This is a genomic window from Streptomyces sp. NPDC054757, from assembly GCF_053612185.1.
In genome coordinates this window covers 21,194-41,519 of the sequence record NZ_JBSHBW010000019.1, presented here as the reverse complement: position 1 = coordinate 41,519, position 20,326 = coordinate 21,194, and the positions used below count along the sequence as shown (strand labels likewise).

At 72.7% G+C, this 20,326-nt stretch carries 17 protein-coding genes; 11 read left to right on the top strand and 6 right to left on the bottom strand.

Annotated features, from left to right (window positions below):
• Nucleotides 1–167 precede the first annotated feature (167 nt).
• The 9 genes from rimP (at nucleotide 168) to ACWGKJ_RS21975 (ending at nucleotide 12,086) form a co-directional block, all read left to right on the top strand.
• Nucleotides 168–665: a ribosome maturation factor RimP gene (gene rimP, locus ACWGKJ_RS22015; RefSeq protein WP_385032773.1), complete on the top strand. Its 498-nt coding sequence runs from the start codon at nucleotides 168–170 to the stop codon at nucleotides 663–665.
• Between the two features lie 2 nt (nucleotides 666–667).
• On the top strand, nucleotides 668–1,681 hold the full coding sequence (gene nusA / locus ACWGKJ_RS22010) for a transcription termination factor NusA (RefSeq protein WP_385032776.1): 1,014 nt from the start codon (nucleotides 668–670) through the stop codon (nucleotides 1,679–1,681).
• 163 nt (nucleotides 1,682–1,844) lie between these two features.
• Entirely contained in the window at nucleotides 1,845–2,078 is a 234-nt protein-coding gene (locus tag ACWGKJ_RS22005; RefSeq protein WP_385032779.1) for a YlxR family protein, read from the top strand.
• 147 nt (nucleotides 2,079–2,225) lie between these two features.
• Nucleotides 2,226–5,318, top strand: coding sequence for a translation initiation factor IF-2 (gene infB / locus ACWGKJ_RS22000; protein ID WP_385032782.1), 3,093 nt, complete (start codon nucleotides 2,226–2,228; stop codon nucleotides 5,316–5,318).
• 176 nt (nucleotides 5,319–5,494) lie between these two features.
• Nucleotides 5,495–5,791, top strand: a complete 297-nt coding sequence (locus ACWGKJ_RS21995; protein ID WP_453315797.1) for a DUF503 domain-containing protein — start codon at nucleotides 5,495–5,497, stop codon at nucleotides 5,789–5,791.
• 26 nt (nucleotides 5,792–5,817) lie between these two features.
• The gene (rbfA, locus tag ACWGKJ_RS21990) at nucleotides 5,818–6,297 is read left to right on the top strand and encodes a 30S ribosome-binding factor RbfA (protein ID WP_453315796.1); all 480 of its coding nucleotides are present in this window, start codon (nucleotides 5,818–5,820) and stop codon (nucleotides 6,295–6,297) included.
• Nucleotides 6,294–7,193, top strand: coding sequence for a tRNA pseudouridine(55) synthase TruB (gene truB, locus ACWGKJ_RS21985; protein WP_453315795.1), 900 nt, complete (start codon nucleotides 6,294–6,296; stop codon nucleotides 7,191–7,193). Before rbfA ends, truB begins: the two co-directional genes overlap by 4 nt.
• 204 nt (nucleotides 7,194–7,397) lie before the next feature.
• A complete protein-coding gene (locus ACWGKJ_RS21980; protein WP_385029932.1) occupies nucleotides 7,398–11,084 on the top strand; it encodes a serine protease in 3,687 nt (1,228 codons plus the stop codon).
• Nucleotides 11,085–11,132: 48 nt separating this feature from the next.
• Nucleotides 11,133–12,086 carry a bifunctional riboflavin kinase/FAD synthetase gene (locus ACWGKJ_RS21975; protein ID WP_385029935.1) on the top strand — a complete coding sequence of 318 codons (954 nt, stop codon included), beginning with the start codon at nucleotides 11,133–11,135 and terminating at the stop codon, nucleotides 12,084–12,086.
• 32 nt (nucleotides 12,087–12,118) lie between these two features.
• Here ACWGKJ_RS21975 and ACWGKJ_RS21970 read toward each other — a convergent pair whose 3' ends face one another.
• A complete protein-coding gene (locus ACWGKJ_RS21970; protein ID WP_385029938.1) occupies nucleotides 12,119–13,084 on the bottom strand; it encodes an ArsR/SmtB family transcription factor in 966 nt (321 codons plus the stop codon).
• Between the two features lie 59 nt (nucleotides 13,085–13,143).
• On the opposite strand from ACWGKJ_RS21970, the gene ACWGKJ_RS21965 reads away from it, so the two are divergent.
• Entirely contained in the window at nucleotides 13,144–14,331 is a 1,188-nt protein-coding gene (locus ACWGKJ_RS21965; RefSeq protein WP_385029941.1) for an MFS transporter, read from the top strand.
• 162 nt (nucleotides 14,332–14,493) lie between these two features.
• On the opposite strand, the gene ACWGKJ_RS21960 is transcribed toward ACWGKJ_RS21965, so the two are convergent.
• A complete protein-coding gene (locus tag ACWGKJ_RS21960) occupies nucleotides 14,494–15,423 on the bottom strand; it encodes a helix-turn-helix transcriptional regulator (RefSeq protein WP_385029944.1) in 930 nt (309 codons plus the stop codon).
• 169 nt (nucleotides 15,424–15,592) lie between these two features.
• On the opposite strand from ACWGKJ_RS21960, the gene ACWGKJ_RS21955 reads away from it, so the two are divergent.
• Nucleotides 15,593–16,285, top strand: coding sequence for an SDR family oxidoreductase (locus ACWGKJ_RS21955; protein WP_385029947.1), 693 nt, complete (start codon nucleotides 15,593–15,595; stop codon nucleotides 16,283–16,285).
• 32 nt (nucleotides 16,286–16,317) lie between these two features.
• On the opposite strand, the gene ACWGKJ_RS21950 is transcribed toward ACWGKJ_RS21955, so the two are convergent.
• From ACWGKJ_RS21950 to ACWGKJ_RS21935, 4 genes are read right to left on the bottom strand one after another with little or no spacing between them, the layout of a single operon-like run.
• Nucleotides 16,318–17,325 (bottom strand): oligopeptide/dipeptide ABC transporter ATP-binding protein, encoded by a 1,008-nt coding sequence (locus ACWGKJ_RS21950; protein WP_385029950.1) that lies wholly within the window; start codon nucleotides 17,323–17,325, stop codon nucleotides 16,318–16,320.
• Nucleotides 17,322–18,407 carry an ABC transporter ATP-binding protein gene (locus ACWGKJ_RS21945; protein WP_385029997.1) on the bottom strand — a complete coding sequence of 362 codons (1,086 nt, stop codon included), beginning with the start codon at nucleotides 18,405–18,407 and terminating at the stop codon, nucleotides 17,322–17,324. Before ACWGKJ_RS21945 ends, ACWGKJ_RS21950 begins: the two co-directional genes overlap by 4 nt.
• Nucleotides 18,353–19,258 (bottom strand): ABC transporter permease, encoded by a 906-nt coding sequence (locus ACWGKJ_RS21940; protein WP_385029953.1) that lies wholly within the window; start codon nucleotides 19,256–19,258, stop codon nucleotides 18,353–18,355. The genes ACWGKJ_RS21945 and ACWGKJ_RS21940 overlap by 55 nt, the downstream gene beginning before the upstream one ends.
• Nucleotides 19,255–20,325: an ABC transporter permease gene (locus tag ACWGKJ_RS21935; RefSeq protein WP_385029956.1), complete on the bottom strand. Its 1,071-nt coding sequence runs from the start codon at nucleotides 20,323–20,325 to the stop codon at nucleotides 19,255–19,257. The genes ACWGKJ_RS21940 and ACWGKJ_RS21935 overlap by 4 nt, the downstream gene beginning before the upstream one ends.
• Between the last annotated feature and the right edge of the window lies 1 nt (nucleotide 20,326).

The window sequence follows — 20,326 nt, the reverse complement described above, 5'->3', positions numbered from 1 at the left end:
GCCCGAAGTGATCACCGCAGGCGAGCGTACCTTCGGGTCAACACAGCGAGGACGGCAACACCCCTGGCGACCGGATACCCTTTGATCTGACACGCGACGATCAGACACGCGGCGATCGAGAAACACGCCGATCCCACAACAGCACACGCGGCCGAGGAGTCACCCGGATGAGCACCACCCAGAGCGAGAGGCTGCGCGGGCTGCTGGAACCGCTCGTCGCCGCCAAGGACCTGGAACTGGAAGAGGTCGAAGTCTCCCGGGCCGGCCGGCGTGGCGTGCTGAGGATCACCGTGGACTCCGAGGACGGCGTCGAGCTGGACACCTGCGCCGAGCTGAGCCGGGCCGTCTCCGAGAAGCTCGACGAGAGCGATGTGATGGGCGACGGCGAGTACGTACTCGAAGTCACCTCACCGGGGGCCGACCGCCCGCTGACGGAACACCGCCACTACGTACGGGCCACCGGCCGGCTGGCCAGGCTGACGCTGACCGGGGGCGACGAGCTGGTCGCGCGCATCCTCGCGGTGGACACCGACGGCCTCGACCTCGAAGTACCGGGCGTGAAGGGGCGCAAGCCCACCGCCCGCCGGGTCGGGTTCGCCGAGATCGCCAGGGCGCGCGTCGAGCTGGAATTCAACCGCAAGGACAAGAAGGAAGAGGAGGCGTAGCCATGGACATCGACGTAAAGCTTCTGAAGGGCTTGGCGAAGGAGAAGGAGATCTCCTTCGACCTGCTGGTCGAGGCGATCGAGTCGGCCCTCCTCATCGCCTACCACCGCACCGAGGGAAGCCGCCGTCTCGCCCGCGTGCGTCTCGACCACGACAACGGTCATGTGACGGTCTGGGCGAAGGAGGACCCGGCCGACCTCGAAGAGGGCCAGGAGGCCCGGGAGTTCGACGACACCCCGTCCGACTTCGGCCGGATCGCCGCGACCACCGCCAAGCAGGTCATCCTGCAGCGGCTGCGGGACGCGGAGGACGACCTGACCTTCGGCGAGTACGCCGGGCGCGAGGGCGATGTCGTCGCCGGCGTCGTCCAGCAGGGCAAGGACCCGCGGAACGTACTGGTCGACATCGGCAAGCTGGAGGCCATCCTGCCGGTGCAGGAGCAGGTGCCCGGCGAGACCTACTCGCACGGGCTGCGGCTGCGCACCTATGTGGTCCGGGTGGCCAAGGGGGTCCGCGGCCCGTCCGTGACCCTCTCGCGCACCCACCCCAACCTGGTGAAGAAGCTCTTCGCGCTGGAGGTCCCGGAGATCGCGGACGGCTCGGTCGTCATCGAGGCCATCGCCCGCGAGGCCGGCCACCGCAGCAAGATCGCCGTGCGCTCGACCCGGTCGGGGCTCAACCCGAAGGGCGCCTGCATCGGTCCGATGGGCAGCCGGGTGCGCAACGTCATGGCCGAGCTGCTCGGCGAGAAGATCGACATCGTGGACTGGTCGGACGACCCGGCCGAGCTGGTGGCCAGTGCCCTCTCACCGGCCCGGGTCAGCAAGGTCGAGATCGTCGACCTCGCCGCCCGGTCGGCGCGGGTCACGGTCCCCGACTACCAGCTCTCGCTGGCCATCGGCAAGGAGGGGCAGAACGCCCGCCTCGCCGCCCGGCTCACCGGCTGGCGCATCGACATCCGCCCGGACACCGAGCCGGACAGCGGCCCGTCCGACAGCCGGGCCCAGCAGGACTGAGGCCGGTCCCGGCCGGGCGCCGGGACCGTATCCGCACGATTCCGGAGAACTTCCGGACAACATCCGTTCGATTCCTGCCCCCATCGGGTGGGGTCGTTACGGGGAGGTAGACTTGAACGCGTCTGGCCGGACAGTCGACCGAGCGTGCCCCGAGCGAACCTGCGTGGGATGCCGGAAGCGGACGGCCAAGAGCGAACTGCTGCGCATCGTCGTGGTCGGGGGCCAATGCGTCCCCGATCCGCGCGGTACGCTGCCCGGCCGGGGTGCGTATCTGCACCCCGCCTCGGTCTGCCTCGACCTGGCGGTCCGCCGCCGGGCGTTCTCCAGGGCCTTCAAGGTCAGGGGTCCGCTCGACAGCGCGGAGCTGACCCAGTATGTCGGGCAGGCAGCACCGTAATAAGTGAACGGCACGGGTCCCCGTGCGGTCAGGTACCTCGCGAGTTGGAAGTAGGTCGAGATTGCGATGAGCACTCGATGAGTACGCGATGAGTACGCCCATGAAGTAGCGACGGTCCGGCGGTAACCCGGACCTAAAAGGAGCGAAGTGGCTAAGGTCCGGGTATACGAACTCGCCAAGGAGTTCGGAGTTGAGAGCAAGGTCGTCATGGCCAAGCTCCAAGAACTCGGTGAATTCGTACGTTCGGCGTCCTCGACGATCGAGGCGCCGGTCGTGCGCAAGTTGACTGACGCTTTGCAGGGGCCCGGCGGCAACGCCGGCAAGTCCGCTGCCAAGCCTGGCGCGCCCCGCAAGGCAGCGCCCTCCCCCGCACCCCGTGCGGGTTCCACTCCCGCGGCGCCGTCTCCGGCCGCCGCGGCCCGTCCCGCTGCCCCGAAGCCCGGCGCCCCGGCCCCCAAGCCGGCCGCCGCCGAGGCTCCGCAGAGCAGCGCTCCCAGCACGCCGTCGGCGCCGTCTCCGGCCGCCCCCGGACCGCGCCCCGGCCCCAAGCCCGCGGCCAGGCCCGGTCCTGCGGCTCCGGTTCCCGCGGCCGAGTTCTCGGCGCCCGCACCGGCCCAGCCGGCGACGCCGCAGACCCCGCGCCCCTCGGGCGCCACCCCGGGTCCCCGTCCCACCAACGCCCGTCCGGCCCCGTCCGGCGGTCAGCGTGACGGTGGCCGCGGCGGCGAGCGTCCGGCACGGCCGGCCGGCCAGGGCGCCCCGCGTCCCGGCGGCAACCGTCCGTCCGGTCCCCGTCCGGGCAACAACCCGTTCACCTCCGGTGGCTCCACCGGTATGGCCCGCCCGCAGGCACCCCGTCCCGGTGGCGCCCCGCGTCCCGGCGGCGGCCAGGACCGCCCCGGCGGCCCGCGCCCGCAGGGTGGTCCCGGTGGCGCTCCGCGTCCCCAGGGCCAGGGCGGCGCCCGTCCCAGCCCCGGTGGCATGCCCCGTCCGCAGGGCGGCGCTCCGCGCCCCGGCGGCGGTCCCGGCGGTAACCGTCCCAACCCCGGCATGATGCCGCAGCGTCCCGCTGCCAGCCCCCGTCCCGGTGGCGGTCCCGGCGGTGGCGGCCGTGGTCCCGGCGGCGCCGGCCGTCCCGGCGGCGGTGCCCGTCCGGGCGGCGGCGGCTTCGCCGGACGTCCGGCAGGTCCCGGCGGCGGCCGTCCCGGCGGCGGTGGCTTCGGCGGCCGTCCCGGCGGTGGCGCTCCCGGTGGTGGCTTCGGCGGCCGTCCCGGTTTCTCGGGCCGTCCCGGCGGCCCCGGTGGCCGTGGTGGCACACAGGGCGCCTTCGGCCGTCCCGGCGGGCCTGCCCGCCGCGGCCGCAAGTCGAAGCGGCAGAGGCGCCAGGAGTACGAGGCCATGCAGGCCCCGTCGGTGGGCGGTGTCATGCTGCCCCGCGGCAACGGACAGGCCGTCCGGCTGTCGCGCGGTGCCTCCCTCACCGACTTCGCGGAGAAGATCAACGCCAACCCGGCGTCGCTCGTCGCCGTGATGATGAACCTCGGCGAGATGGTCACGGCCACGCAGTCCGTCTCCGACGAGACGCTGAAGCTCCTCGCGGACGAGATGAACTACGTCCTGGAGATCGTCAGCCCGGAGGAGGAGGACCGCGAGCTGCTCGAGTCCTTCGACATCGAGTTCGGCGAGGACGAGGGCGGCGAAGAGGCCCTGGTCTCGCGTCCGCCGGTGGTGACCGTCATGGGTCACGTCGACCACGGTAAGACGCGCCTCCTCGACGCGATCCGCAAGACGAACGTCGTCGCGGGCGAGGCCGGCGGGATCACGCAGCACATCGGTGCGTACCAGGTCTCGTCCGAGGTCAACGGTGAAGAGCGCAGGATCACCTTCATCGACACCCCGGGTCACGAGGCGTTCACCGCCATGCGTGCCCGTGGTGCCAAGTCGACCGACATCGCGATCCTCGTGGTGGCGGCCAACGACGGTGTGATGCCCCAGACGATCGAGGCGCTGAACCACGCCAAGGCGGCCGAGGTGCCGATCGTGGTCGCGGTCAACAAGATCGACGTCGAGGGCGCCGACCCGACCAAGGTGCGCGGTCAGCTCACCGAGTTCGGTCTGGTGGCCGAGGAGTACGGCGGCGACACGATGTTCGTCGACATCTCCGCCAAGCAGGGCCTCAACATCGAGTCCCTCCTGGAGGCCGTCGTCCTCACCGCCGACGCCTCGCTCGACCTGCGGGCCAACCCGGAGCAGGACGCGCAGGGTATTGCGATCGAGTCCCACCTGGACAAGGGCCGCGGTGCCGTCTCGACCGTCCTGGTCCAGCGCGGCACGCTGCGCATCGGTGACACGATGGTCGTCGGCGACGCGTACGGCCGGGTCCGGGCGATGCTCGACGACAACGGCCAGAACGTCCAGGAAGCGGGTCCCTCGACCCCCGTCCTGGTCCTGGGTCTCACCAACGTCCCGGGTGCGGGCGACAACTTCCTGGTCGTCGACGAGGACCGTACGGCCCGTCAGATCGCCGAGAAGCGTGCCGCCCGTGAGCGCAACGCCAACTTCGCCCGCAAGGGCGTCCGGTTCTCCCTGGAGAACCTGGACGAGGCGCTCAAGGCCGGTCTGGTCCAGGAGCTCAACCTCATCATCAAGGGCGACGCGTCCGGTTCGGTGGAGGCTCTCGAGTCCTCGCTGCTCCAGCTCGACGTCGGCGAAGAGGTCGACATCCGGATCCTGCACCGCGGTGTGGGTGCGGTCACCGAGTCGGACATCAACCTGGCGACCGGCTCCGACGCCATCGTCATCGGCTTCAACGTGCGCGCCGCGGGGCGTGCCGAGCAGATGGCCGAGCGCGAAGGCGTGGACGTCCGGTACTACTCGGTCATCTACCAGGCGATCGAGGAGATCGAAGCGGCCCTCAAGGGCATGCTCAAGCCGGAGTACGAAGAGGTCGAGCTCGGCACGGCGGAGATCCGCGAGATCTTCCGCTCGTCCAAGCTGGGCAACATCGCCGGTGTGCTGGTCCGCTCCGGCGAGGTCAAGCGCAACACCAAGGCGCGCCTGCTGCGCGACGGCAAGGTCGTCGCGGAGAACCTCAACATCTCCGGTCTGCGCCGCTTCAAGGACGACGTCACCGAGATCCGCGAAGGGTTCGAGGGTGGTATCAACCTCGGCAACTTCAACGACATCAAGATCGACGACGTCATCGCGACGTACGAGATGCGCGAGAAGCCCCGCGGCTGATCCGTATCGCGGTTGATCCGCACCCCCGGGGCAGCAGCCCCGGAGGCGCGGTGGCCGGGGCCGCTCGGCGGAGTTATATCCGTCGAGCGGCCCCGGCCGTTGCGTGTACCGTTCTGGTGTCCCCGGCAAGCGGTTGCCGGGGCGCGACCCCGAACCGGCGGGACATCCGGACATGCATGTACGCAGGGACACTGTCCTTCGATCTCCTGCTCGGCGACGTACGGTCGCTGAAGGAGAAACGCTCCGTCGTCCGGCCCATCGTGGCCGAACTCCAGCGCAAGTTCGCGGTCAGCGCGGCCGAGGTCGGCGACCAGGATCTGTACCGCAGGGCCAGGATCGGCCTCGCGGTGGTGTCCGGCGGGACGGAGCACCTCACCGAAGTGCTCGACCGGTGCGAGCGGCTTGTGGCCGCCCGGCCCGAGGTGGAGCTGCTGTCCGTACGGCGGCGGCTGCACAGTGACGAAGACGATTGAGCAAGGATCGAGAAGGAGACGGACCAGTGGCCGACAACGCGCGGGCGAAGAAGCTGGCGGACCTCATCCAGGAGGTGGTCGCCGAGAAACTGCAGCGCGGCATCAAGGACCCCCGGCTGGGCACGCACGTGACCATCACGGACACCCGGGTCACCGGTGACCTGCGGGAGGCCACGGTCTTCTACACGGTCTACGGCGACGACGAGGAGCGGGCGAGCGCCGCGGCCGGTCTGGAGAGCGCCAAGGGCATCCTGCGCTCGGCGGTCGGCGCGGCGGCGGGGACGAAGTTCACCCCCACCCTCGCCTTCGTGGCGGACGCCCTGCCGGAGAACGCCAAGGCGATCGAGGACCTCCTCGACCGGGCCAGGGCGTCGGACGCCAAGGTGCGCGAGGCGTCGTCCGGCGCCACGTACGCCGGGGGAGCCGACCCGTACCGCAAGCCGGAGGACGAGGCCGACGAAGCCGCGGCGTCCGGCGACGACGACGGGGACAACACCTCCGCATGACACAGCAGAACACCGTGCCGGACGGCCTTGTCATCGTCGACAAGCCGTCCGGCTTCACTTCGCACGACGTCGTGGCCAAGATGCGCGGGATCGCGAAGACCCGACGGGTCGGTCACGCGGGCACCCTCGACCCGATGGCCACCGGCGTCCTCGTACTGGGGGTCGAGAAGGCCACCAAGATGCTCGGCCATCTCGCGCTGACCGAGAAGGAGTACCTCGGTACGATCCGGCTCGGCCAGAACACCGTCACCGACGACGCCGAGGGCGAGATCACCTCGTCCGCAGACGCGTCGGCGGTGACCCGTGAGGCCATCGACGCCGCGGTGGCGCAGCAGACCGGGGCCCTCATGCAGGTGCCGTCCAAAGTCAGCGCCATCAAGATCGACGGGAAGCGCTCCTACGCACGGGTGCGCGGCGGCGAGGAGTTCGACATCCCGGCCCGCCCGGTGACCGTCTCCTCGTTCCAGGTGTACGACGTGCGCCCGGCCGTCGCTGACGACGGCACGCCCGTCGTCGATCTGGTCGTCTCGGTGGTCTGCTCCTCCGGTACGTACATCCGGGCCATCGCCCGCGACCTCGGGGCCGCCACCGGGGTCGGCGGCCATCTGACGGCGCTGCGCAGGACCCGCGTCGGTCCGTACGGCCTGGACCGGGCCCGGACGCTGGACCAGCTCCAGGAGGAGCTGACGGTGATGCCGGCTGCGGACGCCGCCGCTGCCGCGTTCCCGCGCTGGGACGTGGACGAGCGGCGGGCCAGACTGCTGCTCAACGGTGTCCGGCTGGACATGCCCGGCTACCCCGCGGGGGCCGTGGCCGCCTTCGGCCCCGATGAGCGGCTCCTCGCGCTGGTCGAGGAGGAGAACGGCAGGGCGAAGAGCCTCGCCGTCTTCGGCTGACCCGCGCCGGGCCGCCCCTGGCCCACCGTGGAGCGGGCGGTTCCGCCCGCCCGCTCCACGGTCCCCCTCGCAGGGGGTCTCTCCATCGAGGCTCTGCGATTCACTCGTTCGGCCAGGCGCTCGGAGTGAATGCCAGGAGCGCGAGGGGGCGCTTTCGGCCGTTGACCTTCTCCCGGCGATCACCGCGCGCCTACGGTCGGATCCATGGGAAGCGGGGACCGGGAGACGCTGGTACGCATCTGCGATCCGGCGGGACGCCCGAGAGGCACCGGCTTCGTCGCCGATGACCGGGGCACGGTGGTGACCGGCCACGAGGTGATCGCCGGCCTCGAAGGAGCCGTGCTGCACGGTGCGGAGGGCCGGACGTGCCGGGCCGGCGCCGAGGCGTTCACCGCCCTGCCCGGACTGGGGCTGGCCCTGATCCACGGCGGGGACCTCGGCGTACCCCCGCTGCCGCTGGCTGTCCGCGACACGGTCGGGACCGGCACCTATGTACGGGTCGCCGCGCTCGGCTGGCGGGCCGCGCGTGTCCTGGGCGAGACCGCCGTGGAGTATCCGGCGGACGGCCGCGGCCACCGGCTCACCGCTCTGGAGCTGGCGCTCGGCACCCAGGGGAGCGACGCACTCCGCCCCGGCGGCGCCGCAGCGGGCGGGCCCGTCGTGGACGCGTCGACCGGCGCGGTGCTCGGGGTCATCGGCACCGCGTTCCGCGGTGACCGCCCGGCGGCCGGCTTCGCCGTTCCGCTGCGCGGCGCCCCGCTCGCCGCGCTGCTGCGGCGCAACGCGGCGACCGTCCCCGGACACGGCCGCGATCTCAACCTCGCGGGCGTCCTTGAGCTGACCGCCACATCGGTCGGCCCTTGCGGCTCGGCCGGGCTCTGGTACGAGCCGGTCGAGCGGCCCGGTATCGCCGGGGCGCTGGACGGCTTCGACGCGGGCAGCGGCCCTGTCCTCGGCCTGGTCGGCGCCCCCGGCACCGGCCGTACGACGGAACTGGCCGCCCTCGCGGCCCGCCGGGCCCGTGGCGCGGAGCCCGCCCCCACGGTGTGGCTGCGCGGGGCCGATCTGCGCGCCTGCGATGTCTCGGTCGCGGACGCGGTGGCCCGTACGGTCCGGGAGGCCGGGCGGATCGTCGGCGCCGACCGGAGCGGCGGACTGGACCGGGTCACCCCGGAGCGCGTAGCCGGCCTCGCCGCCGCGGCCGGGCAGCCCCTGCTCGTCCTGCTCGACGGTCCGGAGGAGATGGCGCCGCTGCCGGCCGGAGCGCTGCCGGAGTGGGCCGCGGCCACCACGCGCTGGCTGGGTGCGCACGGCGCGCAGATGGTGGTCGCCTGCCGCCCCGAGTACTGGGAGCAGGCGGCCGGACTCCTCGGCCCGAGGGGCGCGGAGTGCGTCAGGATCGGGGACCTGCCGCCCCGCGAGGCCGAGCGGGCCCGGCAGCGCTACGGCATCCCCGAGGGAATGCTCGCCCCGCAGGACGCCGGCCATCCGCTCACGCTGCGGATGCTCGCCGAGGTACGGGCCGCCGTCCCCGAGGGGCTGGACGGCAGGCCCGCCCGCGAGGACGTGTTCACCGCCTACCTGGACCTGCTCTGTCTGCGCACCGCCGTACGGATCGCGGCCACCCGGCGCCCCGCACCCCGGGGCACGGAGGTGCGCCGTCTGGCCGCCGCGGTCTCGGGCCGGGTGCACGAGGCGGCGCGGCGCTGTCTGGGGCCGGGGCAGGGGGAGCTGGACCGGGCCTCCTTCGAGGAGCTGTTCCCGTGGCGTACGGGGTGGGCGTCGGCCGTGCTGACCGAGGGCCTGCTGACCCCGGCAGGGGCCGGGTACCGCTTCGCGCACGGCGAGCTGGCCGACTGGGTGCAGGGCGAGCACCTCGATGTGGACGGCGCGCTCCACACGCTGGTGCACCGGAGTGCGGGGGAGCCCACCGCCGATGGGACCACCCGTCTCCCGGAGCGGGCGGACGCCGGGCCCCCGGCGCAGCGCCCACCGACCGTGCCCCGGCACCGGGCGGCGCCGGTGGTCCAGGCGCTGCTGCTGCTCGGACGCCGCCACGGCGCCCATGAACTGGGGCGCAGGCTCCGCGACTTGACCGAGGCGCTGGACCGGATGCAGGGCCGGCCCACCGGGCCGCGGGCGGCGCGGCCCGCGGAGGCGGGCCCCGGCGCGGAGCGGACGCCGACCGTGCCCCGGCAGGCGGGGTGCGCCCCATCGGAACGCCCGGCGCGCACCCTGGCCCCTTCCGCCCCCGGCCCGGCCACATCGGCTGCGACAGTCTGCGACGGACCGTCCGGGCCGCCGCACCGGACATCTTTCCCGGACGGGCCGCCGGTGTCCGCCGGGCCGCTCACCGACCCGGAGTGGTGGGCCGCGCGGCTGCTCGCGGACGTCCTGCTGCGCATCCCGGACGCCCGCCCCTACATCGGTGTACTGCGGCTCCTCGCCGACCGGATCACGCTGCTGTCCGTCCGGGCCGGCGGTCCGCGCGGGCTGGGCGGATTCCGTACCTTCGACAGTGTGTTCTGGGAGCGGCTGCGGATCGGCGAGAGCCAGCGGCTCGACCTGCTGCGGCGGCTGGTGCCCGCGGACGGGGTGCCCGGCGAGCGGACCGCCGACCGCTATCTGGACGCCGCAGCCCGGCGCCTCGCCGCCGAGCCCCGGACCGTACAGCCGCTGCTGTGCCGCTGGTTCGGCGACGAGCGGGTGCTGCCGTCCGACGACCACGCCGAACTGCGGCCCACCGTGGCCGGGGCCGCGCAGGCGCTGCTGTACACCCGGCGGGGGCTGGCCGTGGACGACCTCGCCGAGGCGCTCGTCGCCACCAGCCACCCCCGCGCCGACGAACTGCTCGCCGCGCTCGCCGAGGACGAGACGTCCGCGCTCTGCCGCGCCGTGGACCGCTGGGCGCACGACGACCGGCCCGAGCGCCGGGCCGCCGCCGCCCGCCAGGCCGCACGGGCCGCCGTGCACGCCGGAACCGGCCCCGACCGCGAGCTGCTGCGATATGCGGCGCTGGCCCTGCTCGCCCGCCCCGGTGACACGGCGCTGCACGGCCCCGCCCTGGCCCTGCTCATCGGCGACCCGCAGAGCCGCGCCCGTCATCTGCCGCGCGCCCTGGCCCTGTTCGAGTCCGGCGGGCCCCAACTGCCCGCCGCCGCGCTCGCCACCGCCCTGCCCACCCACCCGGGACCCGTGTTCGCCGCCTTCGAGGCCGCCCTTCGGGCACGGCCCGGCACGGCGGGCCCGGTGCTCAGCGCACTCGCCCAGGTCAGCGACCCCACCCCCGCCCGCCGGGCCGCCGCCCTCGTCCATGAGTACGTCGACCGCCACCCGGCCGGCGCGGTGCACGCGGCAGCGTTCGTCGACCGCCGCCTGGAGGACGGCCCGGCCGCCCGCGCTGTCCTCTTCCCGCTGGTCACCGGCTTGTTGCGAGGCCGCCCCAGCTCTGTACGCGCGGCCCTCGCCCCGGTGCTCGCCGCGCCCGGCGGCCAGGGCTCGCGTGCGATGCGGGCCGAGCTGCTCGACGTACTCCTGGAGTACGAGCGGTACGAGGCCAGGGACGGTACGGCCGTGCTGGAGGCCCTGGTGCGGGCCGCTGCCGACGGTGCGGGCCGCCGCGCCGGACCACGGACCCGCGATCTGGTCCACCGTGCGGGACTGCTGCTGGCCCGTACGCCCGACGGTGCGGCCCTCCTCGACCGGCTGCTGGCCGAACTGTGCGCCCGGACACCCCTCTTCGCGGGACAGCTCGCCGACTGGCTGGCCCGTGCACCGCAGGAGTGGGCCGTCGTCGCCGGCCCCGCCGCCCGGCTCGCGGCCGGGAAGCCGGCGGCCCCGATGCCGATGCACGCCGCGAGCGCCGGACATGGCAGTCTTAGACCTGCGTAACTGCAGGGCATTGATCATGTACACGGGTTCGGGCGAGGAGCGGTCTCAGTGCAGCGCTGGCGTGGCTTGGAGGACATTCCCCAGGACTGGGGACGCAGCGTCGTCACCATCGGGTCCTACGACGGGGTGCACCGCGGCCATCAGCTGATCATCGGGCGGGCCGTGGAGCGCGCGCGTGAGCTGGGCGTTCCCTCGGTGGTCGTCACCTTCGACCCGCACCCCAGCGAGGTCGTGCGCCCCGGCAGCCACCCCCCGCTGCTCGCCCCGCACCACCGGCGCGCCGAGCTGATGGCGGAGCTGGGTGTGGACGCCCAGCTGATCCTCCCCTTCACGGCCGAGTTCTCGAAGCTGTCGCCCGCCGACTTCATCGTGAAGGTCCTGGTCGACAAGTTGCACGCGCGCGCCGTCATCGAGGGCCCCAACTTCCGCTTCGGACACAAGGCGGCCGGAAACGTCGGCTTCCTCGCCGAGCTGGGCGCGACCTACGACTACGAGGTCGACATCGTGGACCTCTCGGTGAGCGGCGAGGCGGGCGGCGGCGAGCCGTTCTCCTCCACCCTGACCCGCCGTCTGGTCGCCGAGGGCGACATGACGGGCGCGGCCGAGATCCTGGGCCGCCCGCACCGCGTCGAGGGCGTGGTGGTCCGCGGCGCACAGCGCGGCCGGGAGCTGGGCTTCCCCACGGCGAACGTCGAGACGCTCCCGCACACCGCGATCCCGGTGGACGGCGTGTACGCGGGATGGCTGACCGCGGACGGCGAGCGGATGCCCGCGGCGATCTCGGTCGGCAGCAACCCCCAGTTCGACGGCAGCGAACGCACCGTGGAGGCGTACGCCATCGACCGCGTCGGCCTGGACCTGTACGGCATGCATGTCGCCGTGGACTTCCTCGCCTATGTGCGCGGCATGGAGAAGTTCGACACGATCGACGCGCTCCTGGTGGCCATGGCGGACGATGTGAAGCGCTGCCGGACCCTCATCGAGGCGTACGAGTCGCACTGACCGGCTGACGCCGCGGTGAGCACCAGGGATGCTCATGTCCCGGCCGCCACCAGCACGTTCCCTGCCGCCGTCCGGCAGTAGAGCACGGACCGCCCGGCCCGCCGTCTGAACACCAGTCCGGCTTCCAGCAGGATCCTGAGGTGGCGGCCCACCGAGCCCAGCGCCTGACCCGAGAGCGCGACCAGCTGGGTCGTGCTCTTCGGGGTGTCGAGCAGCAGCAGAACGCCCGCTCGGCCGGTGCCCAGCAGGCTGCCGAGCGCCCCGGGTGCGGGCGCCCGCGCCGGCTCCGAGAGCCCGCCCGTACAGGGGTAGACGGCGGCGAAGCGGTGCGGCCTCTCCCATGCGACCCAGCCGCTGCACCCGCTGGCCGGCGCGAACAGCAGCTGCGCCCCCGAGATCTCCTGCGGCTCATAGGCCCCGTGGTTGACCCTTAGCCGTCCTTCGCCCAGCCAGCGCATTCCCGGCCGGATGTCGTCGAGCGCCGCCGCCCAGCCGCCCTGGGTGAGCAGCCGGGTACGCGCCAGGATGTCCGCCTCGAAGAGGCGCCGCCGCCGGGCCCAGTACGGCAGGACGGTCTCCGTCCACACCCACTCCAGGAGGCCGGCCGCCCGGTCCGGCAGGTCGTCCCGGTGCAGGGCGGCGGGCAGCCGTCCGCCCGCGCCGAAGGCCAGGTCGTATCTGGCCTCGGCCGGCGGGGTCGCGCGTACCCCGGCCAGCTCGCGGTGGAAGTCCGACTCGTCCTCGGCCGGTGGGGTGGGCGACAGGAAGTCGGCGATCCAGTGCGGCCGCAGACCGGTCCGCACCAGCAGGCGGGTGACCGGATCCGCGGCCAGCAACTCCTCGTAGGCCGGGCGGTGCGCGGCCAGCCAGGACTGCTCACCGGGATGCCCGGTCCGACCCGACTCCAGCATCACCAGACAGGCGAAAGCCTCACTGAACTGCGAGATCACAAACCGGCTGCGGGCCAGTGTGTCCGCGTCGATGATCCAGAGCCCCATGTTTCGCCTCCCGGCGAAAGATTATTCGCAGCCGCCCGCGCACGGTCAGAATCCGGCGCATGCGCACCTACCGACAGCTCTTCGCGGCAAGGGAGTTCACCCCGCTCTTCGTCTCCGTCTCGCTCCTGTCCGTGGCCTCCACCGTCAGCGGTATCGCCCTCGCCTCGCTGGTCTTCTCCGCCACCCACTCGCCGCTGTTCGCCGCGCTGAGCATGTTCGGGGGCTCCTTCGCGCAGGTCATCGGCGCCGTGGCACTGCTCTCCGCCGCGGACCGGCTGCCGCCCCGGGCCGCCGAGACCGGCCTCGCCGCGATCGCCGGCGTGGGCACCGCCGTCCTCGCGCTGCCGGGGCTACCGCTCCCGGCCACCTTCGCGGTGCTGTTCGGGCTGGGCCTGACCGGTTCGGTGGGCGGCGGGGTGCGCTACGGGCTGCTCGCCGAGATCCTTCCCGGTGAGGCCTACGTCCTGGGGCGCTCGGCGCTGAACATGTCGGTCGGGGCCACACAGATCGCCGGGTTCGCGGTCGGCGGGGTGCTGGTCACCGCGCTCTCGCCGCGCGGCACACTGCTCGTCGCCGCCGCACTGGCCCTGACCGCGGCGGCCGTCGCGCTCGGCGGGCTGAGCAGCCGGCCGCCCCGGTCGGCGGGCCGCCCGTCGGTCCGGGAGACCTGGCGGGTCAACCGGCTGATCTGGTCGTCCGCGCAGCGCCGTTCCGTCTACCTCGCGCTCTGGGTGCCCAATGGGCTGATCGTCGGCTGCGAGTCGGTCTTCGTGCCCTACTCGCCCCGGCACGCGGGGCTGCTGCTCGCGGTCGCCGCGTGCGGGATGCTGGCAGGGGACATGGCGGCCGGCCGGCTCGTACCGCCGCGGTGGCGGCCCCGGCTCGCCCTCCCGCTGCTGCTCCTGCTCGCCACGCCCTACCTGGTCTTCGCGGCCCGGCCGGGGCTGCCGCTCGCGGTGACCGCCGTCGTGGCAGCCTCGGCCGGATACGCGTCGAGCCTGGTCCTGATGGAGCGTCTGGTGGAGCTGACGCCGGATGAGATCCAGGGCCAGTCGCTCGGCCTGCACACCTCGGGGATGCTCACCCTCCAGGGGGTGGGGGCCGCTCTCGCGGGCGCAGTGGCCCAGCACACATCGGCGGCGACAGCCATGGCGGTGATGGGCGCGGCGTCCCTCACCGTGTCAATGGCCCTGGTGCGGGGGCTGCGGGCCCCGGCGCGGGCGGCGCCGGTGCGGCCGGCCCCCTGACCGCACCGGCGCACCAGCTCGGTGGCCAGGCACGGGCAACTCAGCGATCGCAGCAGCCGTGGCGCAGGCGAAAGGTGAAGGGCCACGCGCAGGAGGTGCCGAAGAGAAGATCCGGGACAGCGGGGGTTCTCCGCTGGGCAGCCACCTCATGAACGGGTGAGGTCAGCGGGGCGGGCGGACCGGTTCCGAGGATGGGGGCTGCGGCGCTGTCCAACTGGCGAGAAGTCTGAGGCGGTCCTCCGAGGGGGTGCCCGGCTCGGCCGTGTAGACGGTCAGGTCGTGGACGGCCCGTTGAGGCAGGGGCAGGTTCAGGGAGCGGAAGGTCATCTCCAGGCGGCCGACTTCGGGATGGTCCAGCCGCTTGACGCCTTCGTGATGGATCCGGACGTCGTGACTGGCCCACATGGTGCGGAAGTCGGGGCTGAGCGTGGACAGTTCGCCGACGAGCTCACGCAGGGCCCGGTCGTGGGGTTCGCGTCCGGCTTCGGCGCGGAGCACCGCGACCGTGGCCCTCGCGCCTTCCTCCCAGTCGACGAAGTAGTCGGGGGAGCCGGGGTCGAGGAAGAAGTAACGGGGGAAATTGGCGCAGCCCCGCTCGCCGGTGGTGTCGCTGTCGAACATCGGTGAGTACAGCGCCCTGCACAGCGCGTTGCTCGCGACGATGTCCAGATGCCCGTTGCGTACGAAGGCGGGGGCCATGGTCATGGAGTCCACCATCCACTGGACGGAGGACGGGATCTCGACGTCCTTGCGGCGGTGCGACCTGCGGCGGGCCGGGCGAGCCGCTCTGGCCAGAGCGAGCAGGTAGGTGCGCTCGTCCTCATTGAGCCGCAACGCCTGCGCGACCGCTTCCAGCACGTCCTCGGAGACGCCGCTGATGTGGCCCTTCTCCAACCGCGTGTACCACTCGGTGCTCACACCGGCGAGGGCCGCGACCTCCTCGCGCCGGAGGCCCGGAACCCGGCGTCGTCGGCTGGTGGGCAGCCCGACCCGCTCCGGGGCGAGCTTGGCGCGCCGGCTGATGAGGAAGTCACGGATGTCCGAGCGGTTGTCCGTGCGACTCCCGGTGTGGTGTCCGGGCGTAGGTTCCATGCGCCCACCGTACCCACGGTCCGGCCGACAGAGAGAGGTTGTGTTTATACCCCCCATAAACGCGGCCTTGCCCGCCTTCGACGGCGCCGGTTTCGTGGGGTCGGCGGACGTGAACGGCGCTCCTTCCTCGCCGTCCGCCGACCCCCATCCACGCTTCAGGAGCATGACCATGACGAGCAAGACCGTACTGATCACCGGCGCGACCAGCGGTATCGGCGCCCACACCGCGCGGTTGCTCCTCGACCGCGGCCACCGCGTGGCCGTCACCGGCCGTAACGAGAGCAGGCTGAAGGCGTTCCTCGACGAGGCCGGTCACCCCGACCGTCTGCTGGGCCTGGTCGCGGACGCGGCGGACTGGCAGGCCACCGAGTCGGCCGTTACCCGTACCGTGGCGCATTTCGGTGTCCTTGACGCGGCGGTGGCCAACGCCGGATTCATGTCCGGTGACTCCATCGGGGCAGGCGACCCGACGCTGTGGTCGCCCATGGTCCTCACCAACGTCCTCGGTCCCGCGCTGCTGGCCCACGCCACCCTGCCCCACCTCGAAGCCACCGGCGGACGGCTGGTGCTCATCGGCAGCGTCGCCGGGCTGAAGAACTCTTCCGCCAATCTCTACTCGGCCACCAAGTGGGCCACCACCGGACTCGCCGAGAACCTGCGCCTGCACGCGACGACCCGCGGCATCGGTGTCACTCTCGTCAACCCCGGCATGATCGACACCCCCTTCTGGCAAGGCGCCGACGTTCCCCCCTTCGCCCTGCCTCCCCAGCCCATCGCCGAGGCCATCTGCTTCGCCCTCGACCAGCCGACGGGCGTCGACCTCAACACCCTGACCATCCGGCCCCTGGGCCAGCCCGTCTGACAGCGCTCGGTTGTCACACCACGCCGCTCGCCTCAGGACGCCGGTACCGGACCCGCCGTCTTCATCGCCGCCGCCCAGTGGCACGCCACCGCGTCATCGCCGCTGCCCGCGAGCACCGGAAGGTCCTCCGTACGGCAGGCGTCGGCGACCCCCGCCCGCTCGGCCTCGCCCGAGGCGAGGATGTGGCAGCGGGCGTGGAACCGGCACCCGGGCGGCACCCTGGACGGGTCCGGCGGCTCGCCCGTGAGCACCACCGGCTCCGTCGTGGCGTCCGGCATCACCGACAGCAGCGCCTGGGTGTAGGGGTGCTGGGGCGCCGTGAGGATCCGGTCCACGTCGCCCGTCTCCACGATCCGGCCGAGATACATCACGGCGACCCGGTCGGCGATGTTCCAGGCGAGTCCCAGGTCATGGGTGACGACCAGCGCCGACAGGCCCAGCTCGTCCCGCAGCCGCAGCAGCAGGGCGAGGATCTCACCGCGCACGGACGCGTCGAGCGACGCCACCGGCTCGTCCGCCACGATGAGTTCGGGATCGAGCACCAGCGCCCCCGCGATCACCACCCGCTGGCGCTGACCGCCCGACAGCTCGTGCGGATACTTCAGAAAGAACCGCTCGGGCGGCCGCAGCCCCGCCCGGGAGAGCGCCCCGGACACCGCGTCCCGCTCGTCACCCGTGAACCCGTGGATCCGCAGCCCCTCCGCCACCGCCTCGTACACGGTGTGCCGCGGGTTCAGCGAACCGCTCGGGTCCTGGAGCACCAGCTGGACGCGCTTGCGGTACGCCTTGAGTGCGCGGGCCGAGAGGTCCAGCGGCTCGCCCCCGAAGGCGACCTCGCCCGACGTCGGTTTCACGAGTCCGAGCAGCGCACGGGCGAGCGTCGACTTGCCGCACCCCGACTCGCCGACCAGGGCCACGATCTCGCCGGGCCGGATGTCGAGGTCCACGCCGTCGACGGCGCGCGCAGGGGAAGCCCCGCGCCGGCCGGGGAAGGCCACCTCAAGCGCGGTGGTGCTGAGCAGGGGAGGAGGGGTGGTCATGAGGTGCTCCTTGTTTCCTCGGCACCGGGCTCGGCGGCCGGACCGGCACTGGCGTCGGGTGCCGCGGCAGCGCCCGGCTCCACGAGCAGACAGGCCGCCTGCCGTCCCGGCCCGGCGTCCCGCAGCTCCTGCCCGGCGGTCGCGCACGCGTCCAGCGCCACCGGGCAGCGCGGATGGAACGTACAGCCCGAAGGCAGCGCCGCCGGGTCGGGCGGGTCACCGGGCAGCCCGCGCGGGGCGCGCCGGGAAACCGGGTCGCCGATGCGCGGGAAGGCCCCGGAGAGCGCGGCGCTGTACGGGTGCGCCGCGGCGGTGAAGACCTGCTGCGCCGGGCCCTCCTCAACGATCCGGCCCGCGTACATCACGGCGAGCCGGTCGCAGGTGTCGGCCAGCACCGCGAGGTCATGACTGATCATCAGCAGGCTGATGTCCTGGTCCGCGACCAGCTGCTCGATGAGCCGCAGGATCTGGGCCTGGATCATCACGTCGAGCGCGGTGGTCGGCTCGTCGGCGACGATCACCTGGGGGTCGCAGGCCAGCGCCATCGCGATCATCACGCGCTGCCGCTGCCCGCCGGACAGCTCGTGCGGATAGGCGTCGGCCCGCGCCGCGGGCAGCCCCACCTGCTCCAGCAGCCCCCGGGCCCGCCTGCGTGCCTCCGCCGGAGTCGCCTGACGGTGTACGAGCAGCGGCTCCGTGATCTGGTCGCCGATCCGGTGCACCGCGTTGAGGGAGTGCATCGCACCCTGGAAGACGATCGAGGCGCCCGCCCACCGGACGGCCCGCAGCCGCCCCCACTTCATGGTGAGGACGTCCTCGCCGTCGAGCAGGATCTCGCCGCTCAGCTTCGCCGATGCGGGCAGCAGCCGCAGCAGCGCCAGCGCCAGCGTCGACTTCCCGCACCCGGACTCACCGGCGATCCCGAGCTTCTGCCCGGCGCCCACGGTCAGGTCCACCCCGCGCACCGCGGGCACGGCCGACGCCCCCGATCCATAGGTGACCTTCAGGTCCCTGATTTCGAGCAGGCTCAACGTCCCACCCCCAGCCTCGGGTTGAGCACGGCCTCCACGGCGCGGCCGCAGAGGGTGAAGGCGAGCGCGACGAGCGCGATGGCGATCCCGGGCGGCGCCAGATACCACCAGTGCCCCGAGGAGACCGCGCCCGCCTCGCGCGCGTCCTGGAGCATGCCGCCCCAGGAGATCACCGTCGGATCCCCGAGACCCAGGAAGGCCAGGGTCGCCTCGGTGAGGATCGCGTTGGAGATGCCCAGCGTCGTCTGGGCGAGCACCAGCGGCACCACATTGGGCAGCACGTGCCGGGTCATCACATGGCTGTGACCTCCGCCGAGCGCGCGGGCACGTTCGATGTACGGACGGGACTCCACGGCGATGGTCTGCGCGCGCACCAGCCGCGCGGTCGTCGGCCAGGAGGTGACGCCGATCGCCAGGATCACCGTCCAGACCGAGTGGTCGAGCACGGTGGCCAGCACGATCGCAAGCACCAGGGTCGGCATCACCAGGAACCAGTCGGTGATCCGCATCAGCACGGTCGCGAACCAGCCGCCGAAGTGCCCGGCGATGATCCCGACCAGGGTGCCGATGGCCACCGAGAGGGCCGCGGCCAGCAGCCCGACGGTCAGTGAGATCCGCGCCCCCCAGACCAGCAGCCCGAGCACGGAGCGCCCGAACTGGTCGGTGCCGAGCGGGAACCGCCCGCTGGGCGACTCCAGGGGCGAGCCCGGAGCCCGGGTCACACTGTGCACGTCACCGCCGACCAGCAGCGGCGCCGCCACGGCGATCAGCGCGATGAGGACCAGCCCCGCCAGCCCGATGACCCCGGCCCGGTGGGTGCGGTACTGCTGCCAGAAGCGGGCCACCGACGCACGCTTCCTGGCGCGGGCGAGCGAGCCCGCCGTCGGTTGTGCGGTCGTCATCGGCCCACCCTGGGATCGAGCAGCGGATAGAGCAGATCGGCGAGTACGTTCATCACGATCATGGCCCCCGCGAAGACCACGAAGAGGCCCTGCACCAGCGGAAGGTCCGGCACGCTGAGCGCCGAGTAGAACAGCCCGCCGACACCGGGCCAGGAGAAGACCGTCTCGACGAGGATCGAACCGGCGGCCACCTGGCCGAAGTTGATGAAGATCATGGTGACGGTCGGCAGCAGCGCGTTGGGCACCGCGTGACGGCGGCGTACGAGATCGTCCCGCAGCCCCTTGGCCCGCGCCGTCGTCAGATAGTCGCTGCCCATCTCGTCGAGGAGCGAGGAGCGCATGACGAGCAGCGTCTGCGCGTAACCCACCGCGACGAGCGTGATCACGGGTAGCACCATGTGGTGCGCGATGTCGGTGACGTACGCGAGACCGGACAGGCCGCCGGACTCCATACCGCCGGTCGGGAACATCCCGGGGATCGGCCCGACCCCCACCGAGAAGACGATGATCAGCAGCAGCCCGAGCCAGAACGACGGCACCGACCAGAGCGTCAGTGCCACACCGGTCGAGATCTTGTCGCCGAGCCGGCCGTTCCGCCAGGCGGAGCGGGTGCCCAGCCAGAGACCGAGCGCACAGTGGATGACCACGGCGACGCCCGTGAGCAGCAGCGTCGCGGGAAGCTTCTGAGCGATCAGATCGGTGACGGGGGCGTGGAACTGGTACGAAGTGCCGAGGTCCCCGGTGAGCGCCTTGGAGCAGTACTGCGTGAACTGCTGCCACACCGGCAGATCGAGCCCCAGCTGCTTGCGGAGCTCCAGGAGCTGGGCGTGGCTGACCGCACGCCCGTGCGTCATCGTACGGACCGGGTCGCCCGGAATGATCCGGAAGAGGAAGAAGCTGGTGACCAGAACGGCGAGCAGCGAGACGGCCGCGCCGCCCAGCTTGCCCGCCACATACAGCAGATACGCGGTCGCGTTGCGGGTGCGAGGGCCGGACGGCCCGGTCTTGACCTCGACCGGGCCGTCCGCCGCACCCTCCGCGAGCGGAGTGGTGCTAGCAGCGCTCATG

Coding starts and splice junctions, on each gene's coding strand:
- ACWGKJ_RS21970 (WP_385029938.1), bottom strand. CDS start 13,084: ATGGGGCTCTGGATCATCGACGCGGACACACTGGCCCGCAGCCGGTTT.
- ACWGKJ_RS21960 (WP_385029944.1), bottom strand. CDS start 15,423: ATGGAACCTACGCCCGGACACCACACCGGGAGTCGCACGGACAACCGC.
- rimP (WP_385032773.1), top strand. CDS start 168: ATGAGCACCACCCAGAGCGAGAGGCTGCGCGGGCTGCTGGAACCGCTC.
- ACWGKJ_RS21980 (WP_385029932.1), top strand. CDS start 7,398: ATGGGAAGCGGGGACCGGGAGACGCTGGTACGCATCTGCGATCCGGCG.
- truB (WP_453315795.1), top strand. CDS start 6,294: ATGACACAGCAGAACACCGTGCCGGACGGCCTTGTCATCGTCGACAAG.
- ACWGKJ_RS21950 (WP_385029950.1), bottom strand. CDS start 17,325: ATGACCACCCCTCCTCCCCTGCTCAGCACCACCGCGCTTGAGGTGGCC.
- ACWGKJ_RS21995 (WP_453315797.1), top strand. CDS start 5,495: ATGTACGCAGGGACACTGTCCTTCGATCTCCTGCTCGGCGACGTACGG.
- ACWGKJ_RS21935 (WP_385029956.1), bottom strand. CDS start 20,325: ATGAGCGCTGCTAGCACCACTCCGCTCGCGGAGGGTGCGGCGGACGGC.
- ACWGKJ_RS21955 (WP_385029947.1), top strand. CDS start 15,593: ATGACGAGCAAGACCGTACTGATCACCGGCGCGACCAGCGGTATCGGC.
- ACWGKJ_RS21940 (WP_385029953.1), bottom strand. CDS start 19,258: ATGACGACCGCACAACCGACGGCGGGCTCGCTCGCCCGCGCCAGGAAG.
- nusA (WP_385032776.1), top strand. CDS start 668: ATGGACATCGACGTAAAGCTTCTGAAGGGCTTGGCGAAGGAGAAGGAG.
- ACWGKJ_RS21965 (WP_385029941.1), top strand. CDS start 13,144: ATGCGCACCTACCGACAGCTCTTCGCGGCAAGGGAGTTCACCCCGCTC.